Annotated in this window: 24 protein-coding genes; 17 read left to right on the top strand and 7 right to left on the bottom strand. The window is 63.0% G+C overall.

Going from position 1 to position 22695, the window contains the following annotated elements:
• The first annotated feature begins 47 nt into the window (after window positions 1-47).
• Window positions 48-767, top strand: a complete 720-nt coding sequence (locus C7411_RS08400; RefSeq protein WP_110383368.1) for a hypothetical protein — start codon at window positions 48-50, stop codon at window positions 765-767.
• A 38-nt stretch (window positions 768-805) separates the two neighbouring features.
• Here C7411_RS08400 and C7411_RS08395 read toward each other — a convergent pair whose 3' ends face one another.
• Both C7411_RS08395 and arsC read right to left on the bottom strand, forming a co-directional pair.
• A complete protein-coding gene (locus tag C7411_RS08395; RefSeq protein WP_110383367.1) occupies window positions 806-1360 on the bottom strand; it encodes an NADPH-dependent FMN reductase in 555 nt (184 codons plus the stop codon).
• A gap of 382 nt (window positions 1361-1742) precedes the next feature.
• Window positions 1743-2096, bottom strand: coding sequence for an arsenate reductase (glutaredoxin) (gene arsC / locus C7411_RS08390; RefSeq protein ID WP_110383366.1), 354 nt, complete (start codon window positions 2094-2096; stop codon window positions 1743-1745).
• Between the two features lie 547 nt (window positions 2097-2643).
• Here arsC and parA point away from each other — a divergent pair.
• Both parA and C7411_RS08380 read left to right on the top strand, forming a co-directional pair.
• Complete coding sequence (parA, locus tag C7411_RS08385) at window positions 2644-3306, top strand: ParA family partition ATPase (protein ID WP_042271984.1); 663 nt, start codon at window positions 2644-2646, stop codon at window positions 3304-3306.
• Window positions 3307-3330: 24 nt separating this feature from the next.
• The gene (locus C7411_RS08380) at window positions 3331-4410 is read left to right on the top strand and encodes a ParB/RepB/Spo0J family partition protein (RefSeq protein WP_110383365.1); all 1080 of its coding nucleotides are present in this window, start codon (window positions 3331-3333) and stop codon (window positions 4408-4410) included.
• 155 nt (window positions 4411-4565) lie between these two features.
• On the opposite strand, the gene C7411_RS08375 is transcribed toward C7411_RS08380, so the two are convergent.
• Window positions 4566-5924: a replication initiation protein gene (locus tag C7411_RS08375; RefSeq protein ID WP_110383364.1), complete on the bottom strand. Its 1359-nt coding sequence runs from the start codon at window positions 5922-5924 to the stop codon at window positions 4566-4568.
• Between the two features lie 1873 nt (window positions 5925-7797).
• On the opposite strand from C7411_RS08375, the gene C7411_RS08365 reads away from it, so the two are divergent.
• The gene (locus C7411_RS08365) at window positions 7798-9000 is read left to right on the top strand and encodes a DNA-binding protein (RefSeq protein ID WP_110383362.1); all 1203 of its coding nucleotides are present in this window, start codon (window positions 7798-7800) and stop codon (window positions 8998-9000) included.
• Window positions 9001-9065: 65 nt separating this feature from the next.
• Here the strand turns inward: C7411_RS08365 and C7411_RS08360 are convergent, their stop codons facing one another.
• The 3 genes from C7411_RS08360 to C7411_RS08350 all read right to left on the bottom strand — a co-directional run bounded on the left by C7411_RS08360 (window position 9066) and on the right by C7411_RS08350 (window position 11314).
• Window positions 9066-10058: a tyrosine-type recombinase/integrase gene (locus C7411_RS08360; protein ID WP_243413091.1), complete on the bottom strand. Its 993-nt coding sequence runs from the start codon at window positions 10056-10058 to the stop codon at window positions 9066-9068.
• 96 nt (window positions 10059-10154) lie between these two features.
• A complete protein-coding gene (locus tag C7411_RS08355; RefSeq protein WP_110383360.1) occupies window positions 10155-10562 on the bottom strand; it encodes a DUF2471 family protein in 408 nt (135 codons plus the stop codon).
• Window positions 10563-10660: 98 nt separating this feature from the next.
• Entirely contained in the window at window positions 10661-11314 is a 654-nt protein-coding gene (locus tag C7411_RS08350) for a helix-turn-helix domain-containing protein (protein WP_110383359.1), read from the bottom strand.
• A gap of 151 nt (window positions 11315-11465) precedes the next feature.
• Between C7411_RS08350 and C7411_RS08345 the strand changes: the two genes are divergently transcribed.
• Window positions 11466-12665: a glycine C-acetyltransferase gene (locus C7411_RS08345; protein WP_110383358.1), complete on the top strand. Its 1200-nt coding sequence runs from the start codon at window positions 11466-11468 to the stop codon at window positions 12663-12665.
• A 17-nt stretch (window positions 12666-12682) separates the two neighbouring features.
• Entirely contained in the window at window positions 12683-13714 is a 1032-nt protein-coding gene (gene tdh, locus C7411_RS08340; protein WP_110383357.1) for an L-threonine 3-dehydrogenase, read from the top strand.
• Window positions 13715-13738: 24 nt separating this feature from the next.
• On the opposite strand, the gene C7411_RS08335 is transcribed toward tdh, so the two are convergent.
• Window positions 13739-14416 (bottom strand): YceI family protein, encoded by a 678-nt coding sequence (locus C7411_RS08335; protein WP_110383356.1) that lies wholly within the window; start codon window positions 14414-14416, stop codon window positions 13739-13741.
• A 199-nt stretch (window positions 14417-14615) separates the two neighbouring features.
• On the opposite strand from C7411_RS08335, the gene C7411_RS08330 reads away from it, so the two are divergent.
• From C7411_RS08330 to C7411_RS08280, 11 genes are all read left to right on the top strand, one after another.
• The gene (locus C7411_RS08330) at window positions 14616-15440 is read left to right on the top strand and encodes an AraC family transcriptional regulator (protein ID WP_110383355.1); all 825 of its coding nucleotides are present in this window, start codon (window positions 14616-14618) and stop codon (window positions 15438-15440) included.
• Window positions 15441-15530: 90 nt separating this feature from the next.
• Window positions 15531-16514 carry a DMT family transporter gene (locus C7411_RS08325; RefSeq protein WP_110383354.1) on the top strand — a complete coding sequence of 328 codons (984 nt, stop codon included), beginning with the start codon at window positions 15531-15533 and terminating at the stop codon, window positions 16512-16514.
• Between the two features lie 98 nt (window positions 16515-16612).
• Window positions 16613-17329, top strand: a complete 717-nt coding sequence (locus C7411_RS08320; protein ID WP_110383353.1) for a TetR/AcrR family transcriptional regulator — start codon at window positions 16613-16615, stop codon at window positions 17327-17329.
• Window positions 17322-17801, top strand: coding sequence for a nuclear transport factor 2 family protein (locus C7411_RS08315; RefSeq protein WP_110383352.1), 480 nt, complete (start codon window positions 17322-17324; stop codon window positions 17799-17801). Before C7411_RS08320 ends, C7411_RS08315 begins: the two co-directional genes overlap by 8 nt.
• Window positions 17802-17989: 188 nt before the next feature.
• Window positions 17990-18547: a hypothetical protein gene (locus tag C7411_RS08310; protein ID WP_243413090.1), complete on the top strand. Its 558-nt coding sequence runs from the start codon at window positions 17990-17992 to the stop codon at window positions 18545-18547.
• An 83-nt stretch (window positions 18548-18630) separates the two neighbouring features.
• Window positions 18631-18882, top strand: a complete 252-nt coding sequence (locus tag C7411_RS36950; RefSeq protein ID WP_133253624.1) for a hypothetical protein — start codon at window positions 18631-18633, stop codon at window positions 18880-18882.
• Window positions 18883-19282: 400 nt separating this feature from the next.
• On the top strand, window positions 19283-19429 hold the full coding sequence (locus C7411_RS37370; protein WP_165822765.1) for a hypothetical protein: 147 nt from the start codon (window positions 19283-19285) through the stop codon (window positions 19427-19429).
• Between the two features lie 698 nt (window positions 19430-20127).
• Window positions 20128-20832 (top strand): energy transducer TonB, encoded by a 705-nt coding sequence (locus C7411_RS08295; RefSeq protein WP_110383349.1) that lies wholly within the window; start codon window positions 20128-20130, stop codon window positions 20830-20832.
• A 75-nt stretch (window positions 20833-20907) separates the two neighbouring features.
• Entirely contained in the window at window positions 20908-21807 is a 900-nt protein-coding gene (locus tag C7411_RS08290) for a MotA/TolQ/ExbB proton channel family protein (protein WP_110383348.1), read from the top strand.
• Window positions 21808-21821: 14 nt separating this feature from the next.
• On the top strand, window positions 21822-22247 hold the full coding sequence (locus C7411_RS08285; RefSeq protein ID WP_110383347.1) for an ExbD/TolR family protein: 426 nt from the start codon (window positions 21822-21824) through the stop codon (window positions 22245-22247).
• 9 nt (window positions 22248-22256) lie between these two features.
• A complete protein-coding gene (locus C7411_RS08280) occupies window positions 22257-22688 on the top strand; it encodes an ExbD/TolR family protein (RefSeq protein WP_110383346.1) in 432 nt (143 codons plus the stop codon).
• The last annotated feature ends 7 nt before the right edge of the window (window positions 22689-22695 follow it).

The following is a 22695-nucleotide window of genomic DNA, read 5'->3' as shown; positions in this document are numbered from 1 at the left end:
CGGCGCATGATGTGAGCAGGCGTCGCCATCTGGCGAAGGAGGCTGCCATGAAACAGACCGTGACCGGCGTTTTCCAAACCTACGACGAAGCACGCCACGCGCAGGACGCGCTGCTGCAACGCGGCTTCGCGGCGGACGACATCGACCTGCCGGCGCGCAGCGAGGGCGTGCTGGCCGGCATCGAGCGGCTCGTGGGAAGTTTATTCTCGTCGACGGGCGATCTGCGTCGCACCACCGAGACCCAGACGGGCATGACGCCTGCACCGGGCGAAGCGGTGCGCATCGGCGTGCATGTGAGCGACGAGGCGCACGCCAACCTCGCGTACGAGACGCTGCGCGAGGAACACGCGACGGAAGTCGCGCTACGCGGCACGCCGTGGGCGTGGCCCGCGACGGACCGTCCGGTCGCGCGCGAGCATTCGGCACTCGACGAACTGGGTCTCTCCGAGTTCGCCGACGCCATGCGCCGCCGCGCCGCGCAAGCTGAAGCCGCGCGCGAACAAGCCTCCGCTAACCCGAGCGTCGACCCCGCTGTCGAGCCGATGCGGCCGACGAGCGAGGCCGAAGCGACCGTGCTCACCTCCGCAAGCGCACCCGGCGCCGGAGCGGTGATGGGCGCGCATCACGTAGACGTTCCCGGCGCGCCCGAAGCGACGCGACCCGCAGCAGGCGTCGCGCCGCAAATTCCGGACGAATTCCTCGAGTACGAGGAAGACACGCCCGAGCATCACAAAGACATGCCGGGGCAGCGGCGCACGTTGCACTGAGTCGCCCGCGCCAATGCGGCGGGGGGCGTGATCAGGCGTCAGCGGCCGAGCTGGCGCTTGACCCAGGCCACATAGGTATCGACGAAGCCCTGCAGGAACTTGCGCGTATCCTCGTTGACGATCTCGCCTTTCTCGTTGATGCGGCTCGCGTCGTGCTTGATGAACATCTCGGGCTGACCGAGCAGCGCGACGTCGAGATAGGCGAGCACATTGCGCAGATGTTGCTGCGAGAGCGCTGTGCCAGTCGCCCCCACCGACGTGCCGAGCACCGCGCCCGGCTTGCCGCGCCACGAATTCGTGCCCCACGGCCGCGAACCCCAGTCGAGCGCGTTTTTCAGCACGCCCGGAATCGAGCGGTTGTATTCGGGCGTGACGAACAGCAGGGCGTCGGCCGCTTCGATCTGCTGCTTGAAGCGGCGCGCCACTTCGGGATAGTCGGCGTCGTAATCCTGGCTGTAGAGCGGCAGCACGCCGATGTCGAGATATTCAAAAGTGAAATCGGCGGGGGCCAGCGAAGTCACCGCGTGGGCGAGTTGCCGGTTGAATGAATCCTTGCGCAGACTGCCGACCACAACCGCGATTTTGTAGGCCATTTCGGTTTCCTCGAAAGCGCGCACGAAGCGCAGTGGAAGGAAACTTCATCATAGACGCCTGCGCGTTCCGGCGATGCGCGCGCGCTCAGCCGGGCCTGCCCGATATCGGTGTCGGTGTGGTTCGGCGTGGTTCGGTGTGATGCTGTGGATAACCGGGGGTAGCGCGAATTTATCCACAGATTTTGGGCATAAGCTTGTGGACAACTTGCGGGGAGAGCCGATGAACACGGGCCTCGCGTCGGATTCGTCTGCAGGTTAGCAAAGATGCAATTTTCATGCGTGCACGGCGAGGATTGCACCTCGTCCATGCACGCAGACATTGACGCCCGCGATTCGCTCGCTTTTGGCGCGTGGGCAAGCCAACGCATTCATTCCAGCGATTTCAACCGAGCAGCGCAGCAACGTTTTCGGTTGGGCGGCCGATCACGGCGCGACCATCGCGTACGACGACAGGTCGCTGCAGCAGAATCGGATGTCGCGCAATTGCTTCGTAGAGCTGAGCATCAGTGACGCCGGGTGCATCGAGGCCGAGTTCCGTGTACTCGGTTTCGCCGGTGCGGATCATGTCGAGCAGCGGGCCGCCCAGCATCGCATGCAATGCCTTCAGTTGGTCGACGGTGAGCGGCTGCTTCAGGTATTCAATCACCTCGACTGGCTCGTTCGCCTTCGCGGTGGAAACCAGCTCGCAAGCCGCACGGGACTTGGAGCAGCGGGGGTTGTGGTAGATCGTGATCATGATGTCGAAAGCCCGAGGGGAGTGGTGGGTGAGCCTCGGTGAGACCGGAGCATCGCTGCGATTTTACCGGGGGCACGTTGGCGCGCGTAAGAAACTTCCGCCGACGAGGACTGACTTGGCTCTCTTGCCGCGGCTTGCTGGCTATGGGTCACGTGTATCGAGGTCACGTGTATCGAGGTCACGTGTATCGAGGTCACGTGTATCGAGGTCACGTGTATGGATTCGCGCTGAGGTCTTCGAGTCGCGCTTGCTCGAAGGGGTGCGATGGAAGGCGCGGACTTTATGCGCATAAAGCGGTGGGAGGCCCGCGTGATCATTTTTCGGTGCGCCCGTTAACGCCGCCGATCGGTATCGCGCATCGAAGGCATCGCCGAACGGATTCATGTGCCGCACGCGACCGTCACGCGGTATCTCCATCTGCCCTCGAGCTTTATGCGCATAAACCTTGTCCGAATGGCTAATTCAGCCACAAATTACGCCAAAAATCATTGAACTGAAAAACATTCCAGGTAAAATCCCAACCTAATAGCAAAAAGGAGAATACCAATTGGCAGCAGAGATAATCGCAGTCACGCAGCAGAAGGGCGGGGTCGGCAAGAGCACGATCGCGATGCATCTCGGCGCGGCCTTTCACGAGAAGGGAAAGCGGGTTCTCGTCGTGGATGCCGACGGCCAAAACACGCTGGTCCATTGGGCCAGTGCGTCAGCCGATGGTGACACCGGCATCCCGTTTCCGGTCGTCAATCTTTCCGAAGCCGGTGGCCAGATCCACCGGGAGATCAAGAAATTCGTCAACGACTACGACGTGATCGTCGTGGACTGCCCGCCGTCGATCACGGAAAAGGTCTCGGGCGTGGTGCTGCTGGCCGCAACCGTCGCCGTCATTCCGACTTCGTCTTCTCCAGCTGATTACTGGTCGAGTGTCGGTCTCGTGAAGCTTATCCAGCAGGCCCAGGTCATGAACGAAGATCTGCGCGCGGTATTCCTGCTTAACAAGACCGAAGAAAAACGCATGCTCACCCGCGAGCTGAAGCGTGCCCTCGAAGAGCTTGGTTTCCCTCTGCTCAGAACGCAGATCCCCACACGTGAGGCGTACAAGCAGGCGATGGCATTGGGCCAGACAGTTCTGCAAATGAACGACCGCGGCGCTCGACTCGCCGCAGTGGAAGTGCGCGCATGCGCCGACGAGATCGCGGCCATGCTCCCCTGACTTTATGCGCATAAAGGACCCTGAATGAAACCCTCCCAATTCGCCAAAGGCTTTCAGGCTCGCCCTGATACGACGAGCAGCGAAAAACGTACTGCGCTCGACCGCCTCAACGCCATCGACGGGCTGGTCCAGGACAAGCCAAAAACGCGCGAAGTTGCTGGGCGCTCAAGTCAGCCTGCGCTTGTGACTGGCCTTGAACCTGCCGTCGAGCGGATTCTCGACGATGCACCCGGCCTCGAAAACGAGTCGGTCGAATACCGCGCCTGGCGCATCGCGCAGGGCTACCGTCCGGGGCAGATCATCGAGTTGCCACTCAAGGACATCAAGCCGAGTCCCTTCAATCCGCGTCACTTTTATCTGAAGGCGTCGATCGCCGAACTCGCTGTCAATCTCGCGAAGCAAGGGCAGCAGCAGGCGATTCATGTGATCCCCGATTACGCGGCACCGGGCAGCTACTATGTGAGCGACGGCGGCCGTCGCGTGCGGGCCCTGAAAGAAGCGAACAAGGAAGTCGTCAAGGCAATCGTCGTCGACCTGCCGATCGGCATTCAGAGCTATAAACTCGGTTACGATCTGAACGTACAGCGCGATTCACAAACCGTTTTCGATAACGCGGTGGTGTGGAAGCGATTCATCGACGAAAAGCATTTTCAGAGTCAACGCGAACTTGCCGATCACCTCGGCCTCGACGAATCGACGGTGGCAGTTGCGCTATCAATCGGCAAGTTGCCGGAATCTGTCATGCAGGAAATGGTGGCACGCCCGGACCGCTTTGGCTCGAACATGGCCTATCAGGTCGGGCGCTATCACGGCGCGCGCGGCACCGAGGCTACGCTGCGTCTCATCAACCGCATCGTGGCCGACGACCTCAGCACACGTCAGGTGGCGGATATCGTCAAAGGCCGGGCGAGCGCGCAGGAAAGCCCGAAGCCGGCTGGGCGGCAACGCTACGCGCAACGACTGGAGATCAAACTGGATGGCGTCGCCGTCGGTGACCTGAAGTCATATGGCGACGACCGGCTGGAGTTGCGCCTTAAGGGACTCACCAAAGATCGACGCGACGCGATACTTCAGCAGATCGAGCAGATCCTGAAGACGAAATAAGAAAATGTGTCGACGGCCGCCATGGATTGATTGGGCGGACCGTCGACGACAGAGGCGGGTTCGTTTCATGCCTTCCAATCGTCCGAACGGTCCGACCTGTCCGAGCGGCCCCACCACCACCGCCCCGCATTGCGCGGGCCGGCCACTCCTGACACTCAGGCAGCGCGCGTCTGGCTCAGCGTGAACGCGAGCAGATCGCCATCGGTCGGTTCGCCCCAGGTCTTGCGCGCGAGCCAGTCGAAAAACGCGGTATCGGCCAGTTTCGATTCCAGCCCGCGACGACGCCAGTCGTCGCGCAAATGCGAGCCCAGCCCCGGCAATTCATCCGTCTCAAACGACTGACGCGCCAGTTCGCGCTCCATGTCGCCCTGCTCCTCATAGAGCGAGCGCGCTTCCTTACGTCGATACGCCGCATATTCGTCGAGCAGCCGCGCCTTCGGATCGTCGGCCGTCACCGCTGCCGCCGCGCCTCGGCCAACGGCCGGTGTGGTGCCTGCCGCCGCCTCGACCGGCGGCGCGTAGCCCTTCTTCAACGCGTCCTTGAACAGCGCCGCGGCGCTGCGTACCGGCGGCAAGCTCGTACTGCGCATGCGCTGTTCGGTCAACTGCAACGCGGCGCGAATGCGGTTTTCCTCGCTGTCGGCGTAAAGCGACTGTGCTTCCTTGAGCGGAATCCCGATCTTGACCATGCGGTCGACGAGCGTGCTGTCGAACACATTCGGATGCTCGTCGAGCGCGAGCATCGGCTGTTTGCGCTCGGTCACGCGAAACTGGATTTCGGCGACCCGGCGCCCTTCGCGATGCTCGATCAATTCGACGAAGATGTTCGTCACCGCGTTGACCTCGGCAATCGCGGGCCGCAGATAATCGCGCTTGAAGTACTTGTATTCGCGTTTGGCTTCGTCGCCCGCTTCGGTGTCGGGGGTGCCGGACAGGATCGGACGCCACCACTCCCAGGTCTCGCGCATCGTCAGGTGGCTGGGGTTGGTCAGATAGCGCACGCAGATCTCGTAGAGCGCCAGCCCCGCGCTGCTGCGCAACTGACTCTGGAATTGCAGGCTCAGGCGCGCGTACTGAACCGGATCCAGCAGCTTCTTCTTGATCTTCGGCGCAAACGAGAACTCCACCCAGACGCGACGGGTTTGCGGATCCTCGAGAATTTCCGCGTCCGCAATCAGCGTGGAGATACCCCACTTGCGGCCGGGCTTCTGGCTCGACGTGCCCTGGCTCCATTCGACCTGCACCGACACCATGCGGCGCAGGTGCTCCTTCACGAGCGCCGTATCGTTCGAATCGAACGCCGAGTTGGCGACGATGTCGGAAAGCAGCGCACGGTAGGTATCGCCAGACTCGTCGGCCTGCTGGGCGACGGCCAGCAGAACGTTGAACAGCTTGCGTGTCAGCAGGGTGATCTTGCCGCTCTTCGGCTGGATCGCGATCGCCTCGACGGCCTTGCGCAATTCCGCCGAGCTGGGGCTTACCACATCGGTCTTTTTCACGCGCTTCGTGGCCATGCGTCGGGTCGAGGAGAGAATTTCGCGAAAGGATACCGTCTGTGGTGATAGGCGTCTATAGGGCCTGCCTCACCATTGCCGGTGATGCGCATCTCGCGCGCGTGGCTCACCGCGACACCTTCCCGTATCGCCTCACCTTTCGCCGGACGCCCATCCGGCGGGGCGCTTTGCGTCATGCACGATCCGGCCGGATGCTGCATTCCGGGTGCTGCGCCAAGGGTCGCCATGGGCTCCCGTATTAGCTCACCTCAAATATTTTCATGCGGCCAGTGAAAAAGCCCGTCGAGGGTCGCGGAATCCTGGCGAGCAACCGCATGCCGCCCAAGATATCCGCGATGGCGCGATCGCGCTGCAACAAAACAGGGCGCGTCGTCCGGACAAAGCGCTCAACCAGCCCCGGTTGTGGCGGCAAAGGCTGCCCGGCACGGCAATCGAAGGACCCATTCATCGAGGAGGTGCCGACATGTGCCTCATGTATCCCGAAAAATCTCACCTGCCGTCGCACTGACTGGACACTACGATCCGCTCCCGAAGGCCGTCGTGGCGACTGCCACGCCGCAATCGCTCCCGAAAACCCTCACCCTTTGCGCCGAGGTACCGCAGTGCTGCACCGTCATGGCGCCTCCCGGAAGTCCTCACCATTCATGGCGCCGAAAAGAAAAACCAATGGATTCCGTGACTTATCCACATGCATGGTCGGTGGGGAAAGGCGATATCGGCTCCCGTATTACCTCACCTCCGATCGAGATGCCAGATTGGGCCAGGTGCGAGTTTGGCGAGAAAACGCTCCCGAATATTTTCACCCAAGCTGGATTCAAAACGGCAGAAGTCCCATCCTGGACCCCGTAATCTCGGCATCTGCAGCGCAGTGAACGCCAACTTTCTCCCGAATCTCCTCACCTTGGGCACGAAACATGCCAAAAACCACCCCCGAAAAGCCTCACCTTTTCCACCCAGGCGCCCGCCGACGCTCCGGGTTTCGCGGCACCACGGCAATCTCCCGAAAATTCTCACCTTCTATCGCAAAAAGTCCTCGGGAGCGTCCTCCGAGCACCCGGCAGATCCGCACGGCTCGCATGCGAGCTCCCGAAAAAGCTCACCTCTGGGCGCCAAAAACGCCTTTTTTGCCCGATTTTGGGCATCGACTCCCGAAAAACTTCACCTTCGATCCGCATTTTTTCCCGATCCTTCTCACCCCACGCGTTTCAGCCCCTCGATTTCGCCGAAAAATGGCGCGAATCGCCGCTCCCGAATCCGCTCACCGTTGCATTTTCCGTAACATCGAGGCCGAGCCCGGCTGTGCGCGATCTGCCCGGCCATGGCCTCCCGTATCGCCTCACCCTTGCCGGGAAGTCAAGAATCTCCCCGCTCCTGAACCCGCTCACGTCCTCTCCTGCAGTGGCTCACCGGCTCTCCCGAAGCCCGCCACCCATCTGTCCCGCAGGCGCTCACCCTGGGTCCCGTAAAGCTTCACCTGATCGGTCGGAAAGCCCCGCCAAGCAAGGGTTTGCCGTGGCGTTAACGTTTTTAACCGGTATCAAGGTGTTTACTTTTATATCTCTCAAGCAAGAATCCCCCGCGAGCTATCCCGGATATCCACATTCCAAACCAGCCACCACGGCAAGTCCTGGAGCCCGCTCGCGTGAAACAACGGATCGCAGTAGAATCAGATGATAAATTTCCACGTTTACAAGAACTTATGAAACAAAGTTCGATTTGTTTCACGGAAAGTTCACGCCGAGTTCCTCTCGCGACAAGATAAAAAGCCCCTCGATGGCCGTTTCGCTACCGCCGGCAATCCCGATACTCAGAAACGTATCAAATAGAACGTAATTTGTTATTATTCGTCCACTCCTCTGCCGAGAAGACGAATATGCGAGACCAAGACCGCCAGACAATCCGCGAAGAAATCGAGGGTTTGCGTAAAAACGGAGCACGCAGGCAGGAACTGTCCTTACATGCCTGCAAACGCTTGTTCTTCGATTTCGAAATCAAGCCCTCGATGGCTGCCGTCCGTGAGTTGACCCAAACCGGAAGCGCCAGCGACATCCCCAAAGATATCGAGCTTTTCTGGCAGCGCATTCGCGCGACCTCCAAAGTGCGTGTGGGCGCTGGCGCGATTCCGCCCGCGCTGGAAGAGCGTGCCGGCGAGCTGCTAGGCGCACTCTTCGAGGAAGCGCTCGCGCTCGCGGGCGAAGCCCTGCAGGCCGAACGCACGGAAATCGAAGCCGGCCGCCTCGATGCCGAGCACGCAACCCGGGAGGCCGAGGCCCGACGTTTGGCCGCCGATGAAATGCTGCAACGCAGCGAAGCACGCGTGGAAGCGGCCTATGAGCGGGTGCGCGAACTCGAAAGCCAACTCGCCGCGGCATCCGCGCAGGGCGTCGCGGCGCATGGCAATCGCGAAGTGCTGGTACAGCGTCTGGAGATGGAAAACGACGCCCTGCGCAAGCGGGTCGAGGCTGAGCAGACCACCAACGCGGGGTTGCGCGATCGCATCGACGGCTTGCACGAGGAAATGCGCAAGAGCACCGAGCACTACGCGCAGCAGATCAAGGACGCGCTCGCCGAGGCCGAACGGCGCGTCAAGCCCATGCTGGTCGAACTGGATTCGTTACGCTCGATGTCGTCGACCTGGCAGGCGGCCCAGCGCGATGCCAGCAAGAAGGAATTCGATTTCATCCAGCAGCTGGCGACGGCGAAGGCCCGCGCCGACCGGCTCGACGCCGTGCTGCGCGAACGGTCCGACGAGGTGGACGTGCTCACGCGGCAGGTCACGGCATTGCGCGGGCAGCAGGGACTCGACACCCCGGTCGCGTCATTGCTTTGTTCACTCGCCGCTGCGGGCCGGCTGGGCGCGGCCGAACTGGCGAGTCTCGGCACCGTGGTCGACGGTCACGTCGCCTTGCCCGCGCGTTGTCCTAACTGTCACGAAGGGGAACCGGAGTTGTCCGAAGTGGACGATGGCTTCGAATTCATTTGTCCGGAGTGCGAACACACCTCGGGAACGGGAGCGTCGAAGCTTGCCGCATACGCGCGCTTCATGGCTGGCAAGCATTCGCACGAACAGGCTTGACGTGAGCTTTTACGGGAGGCGCACATACGCCTCTCAAACGCACAATCGCAGGCCGACGCGGCGTTTCACGCCTCGTCCGCCTGCGTAGACACGTGCTGGGACGCTTCGCGTTCCGCCCACATTTTCCATGCGCGATGGAGCCGCCCCGCGGAGATCGGCTGCAGGAAGCCGAGCCACTGCCCCACCTGATCGATATCCACGCCGCGCTCGAACAGGTCCGCCGCGAACGTATTGCGCAAGGTCTGCGGACTCGCGCGTTCCGTGCGCGTTTGCGCCACGCCGGCTGCCTCCGTCAATGCGTCGATGGCGCGCAGCACCGTTGCCTTGTGCATGGGGCGCCCCGAGGGCGAGCCCGGAAACACCAGTTGCCCGGGCAGTTCGGCCAGGCGGCGCGCTTCGAGCCAGGCACCAAGCACATCGACGGCAAATGGCGTCAGTCGCGTGACGCGCGTAAACGCCGGGTTGGCGGCTTCGATCGTGACCCACTCCGAGCCGATCGCCACGCAGTCGAGCGTGAGCGCGATGGCGTCTCCCGTTTTCAGTCCGCCGCCCAGAAAGATGGCGACGAGCGCCCGGTCGCGGCGTTCGCGCCATCGTTTCGCGGCCGATGGCTCGACGAGCGGCGAGAACAACTGGCCGACGATCGCGGCGCGCTCTGCCGGCGTAAGGAAACCGGTCGGTTCGTTTTCGCGCGCATTGCGCCATGCGGCTTCGCCGTCCTGGGCGATGAAGCGCGCCGGATTCGTAGAGGCGAGTTCGATTTCGCGGACGTGATCGAGCACGCGCTCGATGAGCCGCAGGTAGCGAAGCCGTTGCGGCTTCTTCACTTCGAGGCTCGCGACGAATTCGGCGATCGTGCCCGTATCCACGGTCATGATTGTCTTGCGCTTGAGCGCGAGCCATTCGAGAAAGCGCCCCCATTGCACGCGGTAGACCTCGGCGGAAGAACGGCGCAGGTCCTGCGAGGCGAGCCAGGCGTCGAACGCGGCGACGGGGTCGCGCTGCCAGTCCTGGCGCTTTTGGTCGAAGAGGTCGCGTGAAGAAGTGGAAGACGCCATCTCTATCATTCCGTTAGTTGCGTTACACGGCCATTATAGCGATAGCGGAATGGTGGCTGCCGCTATTGTTCCGTGCGCTGCCTCGCTGGCCTGCGATCAGCCACCCCAAGCCCTCGCACGCCGCACAGCGTCGTTGCGTCTTGCCTGCCGGCGCGATTCTTCCGCGCCCTGTGCGGCACGTTCGTAGGCCGAGACTGCGAACGCGAATACGGCCGGCAGCGCGTTGGATTGTCCGAAGTCGACGGTCTCATCCGTTTCCGGCCACGCGAGGTCGCCCGGCCGCTGAAAGAGGCCAAGCATGAGGGCGTCGTGGCGGCTGGCAAAGCCGAGATCCGCAAGGGCTTCGGCCTCGATGGCATGCAGCAGGCGCCAGGTGAGCGGCACCTGCCGCGCGATATAGCGCTGTGCGATGTTGCGGACGATGTGTTCGAGGTCGCGTGCGGCGGCCTGAAAGCGCAAGGCCGCCAAATCGTGTTCGTGCGGCAGTTCGGTTGGGAGGGACATCGGCGGCTCCAGTCGTACTTTCACTGTATGAATATACAGTAGTCGAGCCGATCGCGCAGCCTCGTCCGTTCGGTCAGGGCGAGCGGTGAACCGGACTGTCAGCCGTGGATCACCACCAGCAGCGCGCGTGCCTCGCCCTTGCCGGCATTGCGAATCGCATGCGGCTCATCGGCGATGTAGCGCGCCGTGTCCGCAGCCTTCAGGCGCTGTGTTGTCCCGGCCGCCTCGACCTCGATGCTCCCCTGCAGCACCGTGAGATGCTCGCGCGTGCCCGGTTCGTGCGCGGCCGACACCAGCGCCCCGCCGGGCTTGAGCGTCAGCTCATACCATTCGAAGTGGCCAGCCAGTTCGATGGGTCCCCACACGCGCAACTGGTAACCCGCATCGTGGCCGTGTAGCGTCGGGATGTCGTGCGGCCCGGCCACGGCGATCGCCTCGGGCGCCTTCGGGGCGGCGAACAGCGAATCGAGCTTGACGCCGAGCGCGTTCGTAAGCCGCCAGGCCACGGCAATGGTCGGGTTCGCCTTGTCGCGCTCGATTTCCGATAGCATGGATTTCGAGACGCCCGCGGCGCGCGAGAGGTCGTCAAGTGTCAGCTTGCGCTCGGTGCGCAGCCGCTGGATCTGCTCGCCCACGCGCGGCGGCGCGGTGGCGGGTATGGGGGATGCAGGCGGTGCGTTGGTTGCAGCCGATGCCGGTGTGTCGGGAACGGTGCCCGCCGGGGCGGTGCGCGGTTTGCGGGTGCTTGCCATTCACGGCCTCATCGATTAGAGTGCGTTCGACATATCGAATTTATGTTCGAAATAAAGGAAATGTTCGCCAGCGGCTGACGGCGACTATAGCAAACCGCGGCAACCCGCAGCAAAACTGCGGTACGCCGCAGCGATGTGAGGAGCACGATTCATGCGTACCCCGTATCTCGACCACTTGCGCGCGGCGCTCGACCAGATCCGCGCCGATGGCTTCTACAAGAACGAGCGCGTGATCGCCACGCCGCAGTCGGCCGATATCCGGCTCACAGACGGCAGCGACGTGCTCAACTTCTGCGCGAACAACTACCTCGGCCTCGCCAATGACGCGCGTCTCATCGCCGCCGCGAAAGACGGCCTGGATCGCGATGGCTTCGGCATGGCGTCGGTGCGTTTCATCTGCGGCACGCAAACCGTGCACAAGCAGCTCGAAAGCGCGCTCGCCACGTTCCTGCAAACCGAAGACTGCATTCTCTATTCCAGCTGTTTCGACGCCAACGGCGGCCTCTTCGAAACGCTGCTCGGCGAAGACGACGCCATCATCAGCGACGAACTCAATCACGCGAGCATCATCGACGGCGTGCGCCTTTCGAAGGCGCGCCGCTATCGCTACAAGAACAACGATCTTTCGGACCTCGAAGCAAAGCTGAAAGAAGCCGACGAAGCCGGCGCACGCTACAAATTGATCGCCACCGACGGCGTGTTCTCGATGGACGGCATTATCGCCGACCTCAAAGGCATCTGCGATCTCGCGGATCGCTACGACGCGCTCGTAATGGTCGACGACTCGCACGCGGTGGGTTTCATCGGCGAGCATGGGCGCGGCACGCCCGAGCACTGCGGCGTCCTGCAACGCGTGGACATCATTACCGGCACGCTCGGCAAGGCGCTGGGCGGTGCGTCGGGCGGCTATATCGCGGCGAAGCAGGAAGTGATCGACCTGCTGCGCCAGCGCTCGCGCCCCTATCTCTTCTCGAACACGCTCACGCCGAGCATCGCGGCCGCCACGCTTGCGGTACTCGATCTGATTGCGAGCGACGAAGGCGCGCAACTGCGCCGCCGGGTGTGCGAGAACGGCGCGCAGTTCCGCCGCGAAATGAGCGCGCTCGGTTTCACGCTCGTGCCCGGCGAGCACCCGATCATTCCGGTGATGCTCGGCGACGCCCAGGTCGCCTCGAAAATGGCCGACGCGCTCCTGCACGAAGGCGTCTACGTGATCGGCTTTTCGTACCCGGTCGTGCCCAAGGGCCGCGCGCGCATTCGCACGCAGATGAGCGCCGCGCACACGTCCGGGCAGATCGGGCGTGCCGTCGAGGCGTTTGCGCGCGTAGGCAGGCAACTCGGCGTGATTTAACCAGGATTGCGAATCAAATGAAAGCACTCGCCAAACTCGAACGCGCGCCCGGACTCACGCTCACGCGCGTGAAGAAGCCCGAAGTCGGCCATAACGACGTGATGATCAAGATCCGCAAGACCGCGATCTGCGGCACGGACATTCACATCTGGAAATGGGACGACTGGGCACAGAAGACCATTCCGGTGCCGATGCACGTGGGCCACGAATACGTGGGCGAGATCGTCGAAATGGGCCAGGAGGTGCGCGGCTTCCAGATTGGCGACCGCGTGTCGGGCGAGGGGCATATCACTTGCGGCTTTTGCCGCAACTGCCGTGCGGGGCGGCGCCACCTGTGCCGCAATACCACGGGCGTGGGCGTGAACCGCGAAGGCGCGTTCGCAGAATACCTCGTGATTCCGGCCTTCAACGCGTTCAAGATTCCTCCCGGGATCTCCGACGATCTCGCCGCGATCTTCGATCCGTTCGGCAATGCCACGCACACGGCGCTTTCGTTCAGCCTCGTGGGCGAGGACGTGCTGATTACGGGCGCGGGGCCGATCGGCATCATGGCCGTGGCGATCGCGAAGCACGTGGGTGCGCGCAACGTCGTCATCACGGACGTCAACGACTACCGGCTCGGGCTTGCGCGCAAGATGGGCGCGACGCGCGCCGTGAACGTTGCGCGCGAGTCGCTGCGCGACGTGATGGACGAACTGCACATGACCGAAGGCTTCGACGTCGGCCTCGAAATGTCGGGCGTGCCGAGCGCGTTCACGGCGCTGCTCGAGTCGATGAACCACGGCGGCAAGGTCGCGCTGCTCGGCATTCCGCCCGCGCAAACGGCCATCGACTGGAACCAGGTCATCTTCAAGGGCCTGGAAATCAAGGGCATTTACGGCCGCGAGATGTTCGAGACCTGGTACAAGATGGTCGCGATGTTGCAGAGTGGGCTCGATCTCTCGCCCATCATCACGCACCGCTTCGATGTGGACGACTACGAGAAAGGCTTTGCGGCCATGCTCTCGGGCGAGAGCGGCAAGGTGATTCTCGACTGGGCCGCGGCCTGAATGGGCACTGGTTCGATGAGGCTTCTAGGACGTCGCGCCCGGCGCCGGCTGCTCGAATTCGGCCTCGATGCGCACGTCGATCTCGTCGCCGACGGCGGGATACCAGCTCGTCAAACCGAACGCCGAGCGATTGAAATGGCCCGATGCAGTGAAGCCTAGCGTGGGCTGCTTCGTGAGCGGATTCGGCGCGTAGCCGTTCAAGGTCACGTCGAGCGTGACCGGCTGCGTCACGCCGCGTATCGTGAGATTACCGGTGAGCGTGCCGCGCCCTTCGCCCGTGCGCTCGAAGTGCGTGCTCGTGAAGCGGATCTGCCCATAGCGCTGCACATCCAGCATCTGCGGTCCTTTCACCATGGCGTCGAGTGCGCTGACGTTGGTGTCGAGGCTCGTGGCGTCGATGGTCGCGTCGACCGTGGCCGCCTCGAGACCGCCGGCCTGCCAGTCGAGCGTCGCCTGCGCGCGGTCGAAGCGCATGACGAAGCGCGTATAGTGGAAGTGATCGACGTCGAACACGATGCTCCAGTGATGCGCGTCCATCGCGTAGTGTCCCGCTGGCACGTCGGCTTCCGCGCGGCTAACGCTGTGCGTGACCACGCGCAGCGGCGTGCACGCGGCGAGACTCGCTGCGCACAGCGCCACGCAGAAGGCGCGGCGCGAGCCGCGAACGAGAGGCGCAAGCGCTACAAACGGCCGGTCTTTCATCCCATCTCCCTTTGACTCGTCGACACCGTAACAACGTTGGGCGACGTGCGTTTCTTCCATATGGTTCGCGAAGCATAACGCGGCGGGGTCGGATCGCGGCGATCCCGCAGTTTCCGATACCAGACACGCGCACATTGCGCGCCGCGCGAAACTCGGGTCTCATACGCCGATTGGAGCCCGAACGAGCGGAGAGCCGACCATGCCAGCCACGAACCACGCCGTGCGTTTTCACGCTACGCTCGTGCGCGACGTCGATGCGATGACGGCCGCCACGGCGCGCTCGTTCGGGTGTCATACGCACGACCAGTACGGCATCGGTGTGATCGATCGCGGCGGCCATGTTTCGCTCAGCGATGCGGGCCAGGTCGAGGCCGTGCCGGGCGACCTCATCCTCGTCAATCCGGGCGAGGTGCACGACGGCCGGCCGCTCGATGCCGCCGGGCGCACGTGGCGCATGCTGTATTTCGAGCCGCGCTGGGTCGATGCGCTGCAAGCCGACATCACGCAAGGCGACGACGCCGCCTTTGCGCTGCATGCGCCGGTGATCAGCGAACCGCGTTTGCGCGCGCGGTTCGATGCGGCTTTCACTCACGTCACCGACCCAGGACATGACCTCTCGCTGATGGCCTTCGAAGCCGCCGCGCTCGAGCTGATGACGCGGCTCGTCGCGGCGCTCGGCCACCGGCGCGCGCTCCCGCAGTGCTCACCGGCGGCGCTTGCGCGCGTGCGCGACATGATCGACACCGATCCGGCCCAGCCGCTCTCGCTCGCCGAACTCGCGCAAGCGGCGGGGTTGAGCCGCTTTCAGCTCCATCGCGGCTTCCTGCGTGCGTTCGGCGTCGCGCCGCATGGCTACATCCTGCATCGCCGCGTGGCGCTCGCGCGGCGCCTGCTCAAGGCGGGCCATGCCCCGGCGCAGACCGCGCTGGCCGCCGGTTTCTGCGACCAGAGCCACCTGAACCGCGCGTTCGCGCGGCAGTTCGGCGTATCGCCGGGGCGTTACCGGCTCGCGCGCGCGGCCTGAATCGCCCGCACGTCAGGCGCTGACGCACAACGATCCAAGACGGCGCGTCGTGGCGAGCCTATACAGGCGTATCACCACGAGGAGCGCTTCATGCCGATACGATTGCCGTCGCGCGAAAACGCGCGGCGCTTGACCCTTTCCCCCCGATCCGTCGCGCAGTCGCCGCAGGCGCAACTGACGGCGGCCATGCTCACCGTAGGCAGCACGGTCATTGCGAGCAAGGCCATCGGCGCCGGGCTCGATCCGCTGCCCGCCACCGCGCTGCGCTTCGGGATCGCGTTGCCGGTTTTTCTGCTGCTCATGCGTTTCACCGGTACGGCGTTTCCTCGTCCCGGCCTGCGCGACGCGCTGCTGCTCGTCGCACAGGCTGCCATCGGCAGCGTCGGCTATACGGTCTTGCTGATCGCGGGCACGCAGCGGACTTCGGCGAGCGACGCCGGAATCATCCTCGGCACCCTGCCAGCCGTTTGCGCGTTGACGGCGGCGCTCGTGCTCGGCGAGCGGCTGCGTGCAAGCACGCTCGTTTCGGTGACGGTCGCGAGCCTCGGCGTGGCGATGGTCACACTCGCGCCCGGGGCGCATCGCGACGGCGCACGCTCGCTCGCGGGCGACGCGATGATCCTCGGCGCCGTCGTGTGCGAAAGCCTGTTCGTGTTGCTGAACAAACGGCTTTCGCGGCCATGGCCGCCGCTTGCGCAGGCCAGCGCGATGACGGGAATCGGCTTCGTCGTGTCGGGCTTGTGCGCGCTGCCGGGGTGGCTTGGCGCGGCCCACGCCGTGCCGCTGAGCGCCGTGCTCGGCGTGGCGTATTACGCGCTCGTGCCTACCGTGGGCGGATTCTGGCTCTGGTACGCGGGCGCGGCGCGCGTGCCGGGCGGCGAGGCCGCGGTCTTTACTGCGGTGGCGCCGGTGTCGAGTGTGGCGCTTGCCGCGATGCTGCTCGGCGAGCCGCTTACGCTCACGCGCGCGCTGGGCCTCACTCTGGTCGTGGCCGCCGTGTTCGCGCAATCCGGGCGGGCGCTGTGGAATCGCATAAGCGTCCAGCGCGGCGCGCGCGACAGCAAGGTTTCTTGACTCGGGAGAATGATCGTTCTACATTACGGGTTAGAGAGAACGATCATTCTCCCGCTGATCTTCGATATTCCGCCGCAATCGCTGAACAGGCACTAGCCATGAGCCCGCTCGCAGTAACGAACCCCGAGGCAAACTCGAACGCAGACGCGCCGCAGGCCGACGCGCGCGAGCGCCTGCTCGATGCCGCCGAGGCGTTGATCTACGCGGGCGGCATTCACGCAACGGGCGTCGATGCGATCGTTCGCGCGGCGGGTGCGGCGCGCAAGAGTTTCTACGCGTATTTCGAATCGAAGAACGCGTTAGTGGCGGCTGCGCTTGCGCGGCGCGACGAGCGCTGGATGCGCTGGTTCGTCGCCGGCACGCTCGCACATGGACGCACGCCGCGGGCACGCCTTGTCGGCATGTTCGACGTTTTGCGCGAGTGGTTCGTGTCCGAAGGCTTTCACGGTTGTGCGTTTCTCAACGCCGCCGGCGAAATCGCGTCGCCCGACGACCCCGTGCGCGTGGTCGCGCGCGAACACAAGGCGCGCCTGCTCGACTTCGTGCGCGAACAGGGCGATGCGTGGGCCGCGAGCGTCGGCGCAGATCGCCGGACCGCCGCACGCCTCGCGCGCCAATGGCTGATCCTGATCGACGGCGCGATCGGCGTGGCGCTGGTAAGCGGCGACGCCGATGCGGCGCTCGACGCACGTGCTGCAGGCCGATCGTTACTCGACGCCCTCGCACCGAAAAGCGATTCCGATTCCCTGATCCGATCTCCATCGCGCGCGCCGTCCCGGCGCGCCGCCCAACGCAAGGAGCAAGACCATGAGTGATTCATCCGAAGTGCGTCCGCCGCTGCCGCCGTTCACGCGCGAGAGCGCCATACAGAAAGTGCGCGCAGCGGAAGACGGCTGGAACACGCGCGACCCGCAACGCGTTTCGCTTGCGTACACGCCGCAAAGCGTGTGGCGCAATCGCGCCGAGTTCGTGACGGGCCGCGAAGCCATCGTCGAATTTCTCACGCGCAAGTGGGCGCGCGAACTCGACTATCGCCTGATCAAGGAGCTATGGGCGTACACGGACAATCGCATCGCGGTGCGCTTCGCCTATGAATGGCGCGACGATTCGGGCAGCTGGTTCCGCTCGTATGGCAACGAGAACTGGGAATTCGACGCGAACGGCCTGATGGCGCACCGTCACGCATCGATCAACGACCTGCCGATCCGCGAGGCGGATCGTCTCTACCACTGGCCGCTCGGGCGCCGTCCCGACGATCATCCGGGCCTCTCCGACCTCGGCCTCTGACGCTTCGCTTTCATCGGGACGACTCACTACGCTGGCAACATGCCGGCGGCGAGCGAGTTGTACGATCCGAACCTGGGCTCCATTGCGCACGCATCGGGTTGCGGTACAGTTCGTCATTCACCGCGAACCAGCAATCAGAAAACTGACGATCCCCAATGTGGATCGGCGCAAGAAAGGACGGAGAGCCCATGCGGTTTTGGCAGAAGCAAGGTGGCGCAGCAAACAGAACGACAACGACCGCGAAGGGAACGAAACGCGGTGCGGCAGCAGTCCTGCTGCTCTTGCCGCTGCTGTTCGGTACGGCGCAGTCGGCGCACGCAGCGAACTGGTGTAGTTCGGGCCTGTGGGTCGATGCGATGGTGGGCTCGTACCACATCCATCCCGACAAGGACTTCGAACAATTCAACCCGGGCCTCGGCATCGAATGCTGGCCCGGCAACACGTGGGCGCTCACGGCAGGCGGTTTTCGCAATTCGTTGCGCCGGCCCTCTTATTATGGCGGCGCAGTGTGGGCACCCGAGTTTCTGCACTGGGGCTTCGTGCGGCTCGCGGCGATGGGCGGCATCATCTCCGGCTACAACTATGGCAACTGGGGCCTCGGCCACGACCATACGATCGGGCCCGTGGTCGCGCCTATCGTGATGGTTGCGTACAAGCGCGTGGGGGTGAATTTCATCGTCATTCCGCCGATACCGTCTGACGATCTGCCGTTTACCATCGGGTTTCAGTTGCGATTCAAGTTCTAGGGTCTATCGCCGTACAAAAAAGATGCGACTTTTAGAAATTCGCCGAAAACGGCCAATAAAGTTGCGACCTCGCATCTCACAATATGGAAATTGAGCGGCTCGGTCTTATCGGGCGCGGAGACCTGCGATTGGGTATCCGTAGTCAAAATGCAATCAACTCCGTGAATTCTTCCTTCTGCGAAAGCACATTTCCACCAAACTGGCATCAGCTCACCGTTCCGAAATCTTTGCAGACAGGTGAGATGTTCCAGGATGGTGAGGACTTCCAGGAGGCAAGCAAGCCATATCTCGTCGCTGGTGATAAATCCGGCAAGCGCTATCTCACCGAAGCCTGAGAGCAGGTCCAACGACGGTGAAGGAATTCGGGATGGTGAGGATTTCCAGGGGTTAGGACGGTGAGCAGAGTCGTATCTCCCCGAATACGCTCACCTCGCCTCTACGTTCATTCAGGTTTGACCGTACTACCCGGGCTCGGGCGCATACGCTTACACGTACAAACTGCATTGGCTCGGTGCGCAGCACGACTTCCCGAACGTCAAGCAACCGCGCAAGCTTCTTTTCACCGGTCCGGCACATCTGGAGACGCAATGGACGACGTATTACCGGGGCCGTTGGGAGCGGCTCTCTGAAGACGTACCGCGACCAGCAACTGAGGTTGGCAACGCGCGGCGCGAGCCGGACGTCTTCACCCAAATGCCGTTCAATAAGACCACCAGGGTTGAGCGTCTACGTTATATGACTGACCAGCTGCCCCAAGACGTCCTGATCGCAGTCACGATCTCGCTCACGCTCTATGCCGAGATCGGAGGCGGTTTTGAACTCGCCTTGAACTGCGACTTTATCGTGGCCGAGCCGATGGCCGACATCGGGTCGCTTGTCTGAAAGCCGGTGCTCCGTGCCACCGCAGGCATTTCTGGAGCGCGCGCGAATCTCCATTTTCCGGTGTTTGCCCGCAAGCGTGCTGGCCGTCTGGCCACGCATTGGGGAACCCGGCAAGTACAGGTAGAGGCTCTGCATACTCCCACCGAAAACGCGCATGTTCCGAAATCAGAGGCGTCCGAATCAGCGATGTAAACTTGAAATCATTAAATAATGATTTTGTAATTAATGAGCATTTGCACCATTGCGATGATTGATGGCAAAGCGCTTGAACCACATTGGTGCCGGCATCTGCCGTAAGAGAGCAAATGTCTAAAAATGATATTGCGTCATCAAAAAAGTTTTCCTACCAGTATTTTTTTTTGCTATCTTCGATCCGCTTCAACAAAACGGACACATAGAGCTCGCTGTCCGAAACCCTCGAAGGCGTCCAGGCTAGGGGGTAATGACGGACAGTTGACGGGATCGGTTCCGGTGCGAAGGCTATTGAGTTAGCACAACTATATATTACAGATAGGTAAGGAAGTATTGCGGGTTCATGAGCGGATAAAAATTGGCGAGGGGAATCTATTTTTCATTTAGTAATGCGAATGTAATTTCGCATCGGATGGATTTCTATCACGCGGACTTGTGGCCGTGATGTGACGAAGGTTTTCTGCGGCAGGATTGGGGCGTACTGCGCCGAGGGAGCGAAGGTGGTGATGAAAGTGCAAGTGGGAGCGCCAGTTGAAGGCGTGCGGTCGGGCGGACCGGGCCGCCCACGCGAATTTGGGCGTGCGCAGCGGAATCCTGTGCGTCGCTACGGCGGAATTGGCGCGGTAATCGTCTTGCACATTGTGCTTATCTACGCGTTGGTCAATGGTCTCGCAAACAAGGTCGTGCAGGTGATCCAGCATCCGATCGAAACGAAGATTATCGAGCCCGTGGCCCCGCCACCGCCACCGCCGCTGCCAGCCGTGCAACTGCCGCCGCCGAAGTTCGCGCCGCCGCCGCCGCCTTTCGTGCCCCCTCCCGAAGTGCCGGTGCAGGCGCCACCGCAGCAATCGATCGTGCATCAGGCTGCGCCCGTGGTCAGCGCGCCCGTCACCGCGCCGCCTGCGCCGCCCGCGCCCCCCGTGCAGGCGAAGCCGGTGAGCCACGAAGTGGGCGTTGTGTGTCCAAACTCGGATGAGATCCGTTCGTCGATCCGGTATCCGAAGGAGGCACAGGACAACGGCGTGACCGGCGACGTGCTCATCGAATTCGTGGTGGATCCACAAGGACACGTCACGAATGAGCGAGTCGCGCAATCGGCTAACGACGACAGTCTGGATGCGGCTGCATTCAACGCGGTGAAGAAATTCAACTGCATTTCGCAAGGTCAGCCGGTACGCGTGCAGGTTCCGTTCTCGTTCAGTCTTAACTGACGCGCGGATTGCAGGCATCGGGTGGCGAGTCAGTACCCGGATTTTTAGATGTTCAACAGATGAATTGGAGTAGGCATGAAAAAGCGTTCCTACGCCGCACTCGCGGCAAGCATGTTGATCGCCGTAGCCACGGTCGATACCTTTGTCGCACCGCAGCTTGCCAACGCGCAGGCTAGCGCCCCCGCGGCCGTCGCGTCGGCGCCCGCCACAGCGGCCGCCGCCGTGCCGCCACCCGTCGCGAGCGCTGACCAGCCCGTGCCGCCGCCGGCGCCGGCCACCTCGGAGACGGTCACGAACCCATACGGTCTCGGCGCGCTCTGGAAGAACGGCGACTTTGTCGCGCGCTTTGTGCTCTTGCTGCTCGTGGTGATGTCGATGGGCAGCTGGTACATCATGATCACCAAGTTCTTCGAGCAGTTCCGCGCCAACCGGCGCGCGAAAAGCGCGGATGAGCGGCTCTGGAGCGCACCGTCGCTCACGGAAGGCGCAAAGCAGCTCGATGAGTCGTCGCCGTTCCGGTTCATCGCGGAAACCGCGATCGAGGCCGGCGAGCATCACGACGAAGCGTTGCTCGAAGCCGTCGATCGAAACACGTGGATCGACGTTTCGGTCGAGCGCGCCATCACCAATGTGTCGAACCGGCTGCAGGACGGCCTGGCGTTCCTCGGTACCGTGGGCTCGACCGCGCCGTTCGTCGGCCTGTTCGGTACGGTGTGGGGCATCTATCACGCGCTGACAGCCATCGGCATTGCAGGTCAGGCTTCGATCGACAAGGTCGCGGGCCCGGTCGGTGAAGCGCTCATCATGACCGCCATCGGTCTGGGCGTGGCCGTGCCGGCGGTGCTCGGCTACAACTTCCTCGTGCGACGCAACAAGGCGGTGATGGAGCGTGTCCGCGGCTTCGGCGCGCAACTGCATACGGTTCTGCTGGCTGGCGGCAAGCGCGTCGCGCGCGCCACCGTCATGGCCGACTGAGCGAGGGGCACGCCATGGCCATGAGCGTTGGAGACGAGGGCGGTGACGACGAGGTCATCTCGGCCATCAACACGACGCCGCTCGTCGATGTGATGCTGGTATTGCTGATCATCTTCCTGATCACGATTCCGGTAGTGACGCATACGGTGCAGCTCCAGCTACCGAAGCAAACGGTGACGCCGCTGCAGACGCAGCCGAAGAGCATCGAGATCGCAGTGAACCGCGATGGCGACTTCTTCTGGTACGAGCAACACGTCGATGCTCCGACGCTGCTCGCGCGCCTGAAGGCTGCGTCCGTCCAGACGCCGCAGCCGGAAGTGCATATCCGCGGCGACCAGGAGACGCGCTATGAGGCCGTCGGGCGCGTGATCACGTCGTGCGAGCGCGCGGGAATCGCGAAAGTGTCATTCATTACGGAGCCGCCGGCGCGCGGCGGTTAAGGGGCGGTTATGGGCATGAACGTATCGTCGGGCGGAGGCGGCAGCGAACCCGAAGTGATGGTGGACATCAACACCACGCCGCTGATCGACGTGATGCTGGTGTTGCTGATCATGCTGATCATCACCATTCCGATCCAGATGCACGCGGTCAAGATGAACCTGCCGGTGGGCAATCCGCCGCCGCCGGCCGTGCAGCCGGAGGTGGTGCAGATCGACATCGACTTCGACGGCACGATGACCTGGAACGGCACACCGGTGCCTGACCAGGCGACGTTGGAGCGCAAGTTCGCGCAGGTCGCGGCCGAACCGGATCAGGCGGAAATTCACCTGCGTCCGAACCGGCTTGCGCCGTACAAGGACGTGGCCGAGGTGATGGCGGCGGCGCAGCGGGAAGGCGCAACGAAGATCGGCTTGATCGGCAACGAACAGTACATGCAGTGAGGTATTC

The organism is Paraburkholderia silvatlantica (genome assembly GCF_003096715.1).
GTDB classification, from domain to species: domain Bacteria; phylum Pseudomonadota; class Gammaproteobacteria; order Burkholderiales; family Burkholderiaceae; genus Paraburkholderia; species Paraburkholderia silvatlantica.
The sequence above is the reverse complement of the archived record's forward strand: the minus strand, read 5'-3'. Positions and strand labels throughout refer to the sequence as shown.

Bases quoted from the DNA above. Each gene is read 5' to 3' on its own strand.
- C7411_RS08325 (WP_110383354.1), top strand. From the start codon at position 15,531: ATGCCGATACGATTGCCGTCGCGCGAAAACGCGCGGCGCTTGACCCTT.
- C7411_RS08320 (WP_110383353.1), top strand. From the start codon at position 16,613: ATGAGCCCGCTCGCAGTAACGAACCCCGAGGCAAACTCGAACGCAGAC.
- C7411_RS08335 (WP_110383356.1), bottom strand. From the start codon at position 14,416: ATGAAAGACCGGCCGTTTGTAGCGCTTGCGCCTCTCGTTCGCGGCTCG.
- C7411_RS08310 (WP_243413090.1), top strand. From the start codon at position 17,990: ATGCGGTTTTGGCAGAAGCAAGGTGGCGCAGCAAACAGAACGACAACG.
- C7411_RS08395 (WP_110383367.1), bottom strand. From the start codon at position 1,360: ATGGCCTACAAAATCGCGGTTGTGGTCGGCAGTCTGCGCAAGGATTCA.
- C7411_RS36950 (WP_133253624.1), top strand. From the start codon at position 18,631: ATGGAAATTGAGCGGCTCGGTCTTATCGGGCGCGGAGACCTGCGATTG.
- C7411_RS08400 (WP_110383368.1), top strand. From the start codon at position 48: ATGAAACAGACCGTGACCGGCGTTTTCCAAACCTACGACGAAGCACGC.
- C7411_RS08295 (WP_110383349.1), top strand. From the start codon at position 20,128: ATGAAAGTGCAAGTGGGAGCGCCAGTTGAAGGCGTGCGGTCGGGCGGA.
- C7411_RS08290 (WP_110383348.1), top strand. From the start codon at position 20,908: ATGAAAAAGCGTTCCTACGCCGCACTCGCGGCAAGCATGTTGATCGCC.
- C7411_RS08365 (WP_110383362.1), top strand. From the start codon at position 7,798: ATGCGAGACCAAGACCGCCAGACAATCCGCGAAGAAATCGAGGGTTTG.
- C7411_RS08360 (WP_243413091.1), bottom strand. From the start codon at position 10,058: ATGGCGTCTTCCACTTCTTCACGCGACCTCTTCGACCAAAAGCGCCAG.
- C7411_RS08315 (WP_110383352.1), top strand. From the start codon at position 17,322: ATGAGTGATTCATCCGAAGTGCGTCCGCCGCTGCCGCCGTTCACGCGC.
- C7411_RS08375 (WP_110383364.1), bottom strand. From the start codon at position 5,924: ATGGCCACGAAGCGCGTGAAAAAGACCGATGTGGTAAGCCCCAGCTCG.
- arsC (WP_110383366.1), bottom strand. From the start codon at position 2,096: ATGATCACGATCTACCACAACCCCCGCTGCTCCAAGTCCCGTGCGGCT.
- C7411_RS08380 (WP_110383365.1), top strand. From the start codon at position 3,331: ATGAAACCCTCCCAATTCGCCAAAGGCTTTCAGGCTCGCCCTGATACG.
- C7411_RS08280 (WP_110383346.1), top strand. From the start codon at position 22,257: ATGGGCATGAACGTATCGTCGGGCGGAGGCGGCAGCGAACCCGAAGTG.
- C7411_RS08345 (WP_110383358.1), top strand. From the start codon at position 11,466: ATGCGTACCCCGTATCTCGACCACTTGCGCGCGGCGCTCGACCAGATC.
- C7411_RS08330 (WP_110383355.1), top strand. From the start codon at position 14,616: ATGCCAGCCACGAACCACGCCGTGCGTTTTCACGCTACGCTCGTGCGC.
- C7411_RS08350 (WP_110383359.1), bottom strand. From the start codon at position 11,314: ATGGCAAGCACCCGCAAACCGCGCACCGCCCCGGCGGGCACCGTTCCC.
- tdh (WP_110383357.1), top strand. From the start codon at position 12,683: ATGAAAGCACTCGCCAAACTCGAACGCGCGCCCGGACTCACGCTCACG.
- C7411_RS37370 (WP_165822765.1), top strand. From the start codon at position 19,283: ATGACTGACCAGCTGCCCCAAGACGTCCTGATCGCAGTCACGATCTCG.
- C7411_RS08285 (WP_110383347.1), top strand. From the start codon at position 21,822: ATGGCCATGAGCGTTGGAGACGAGGGCGGTGACGACGAGGTCATCTCG.
- C7411_RS08355 (WP_110383360.1), bottom strand. From the start codon at position 10,562: ATGTCCCTCCCAACCGAACTGCCGCACGAACACGATTTGGCGGCCTTG.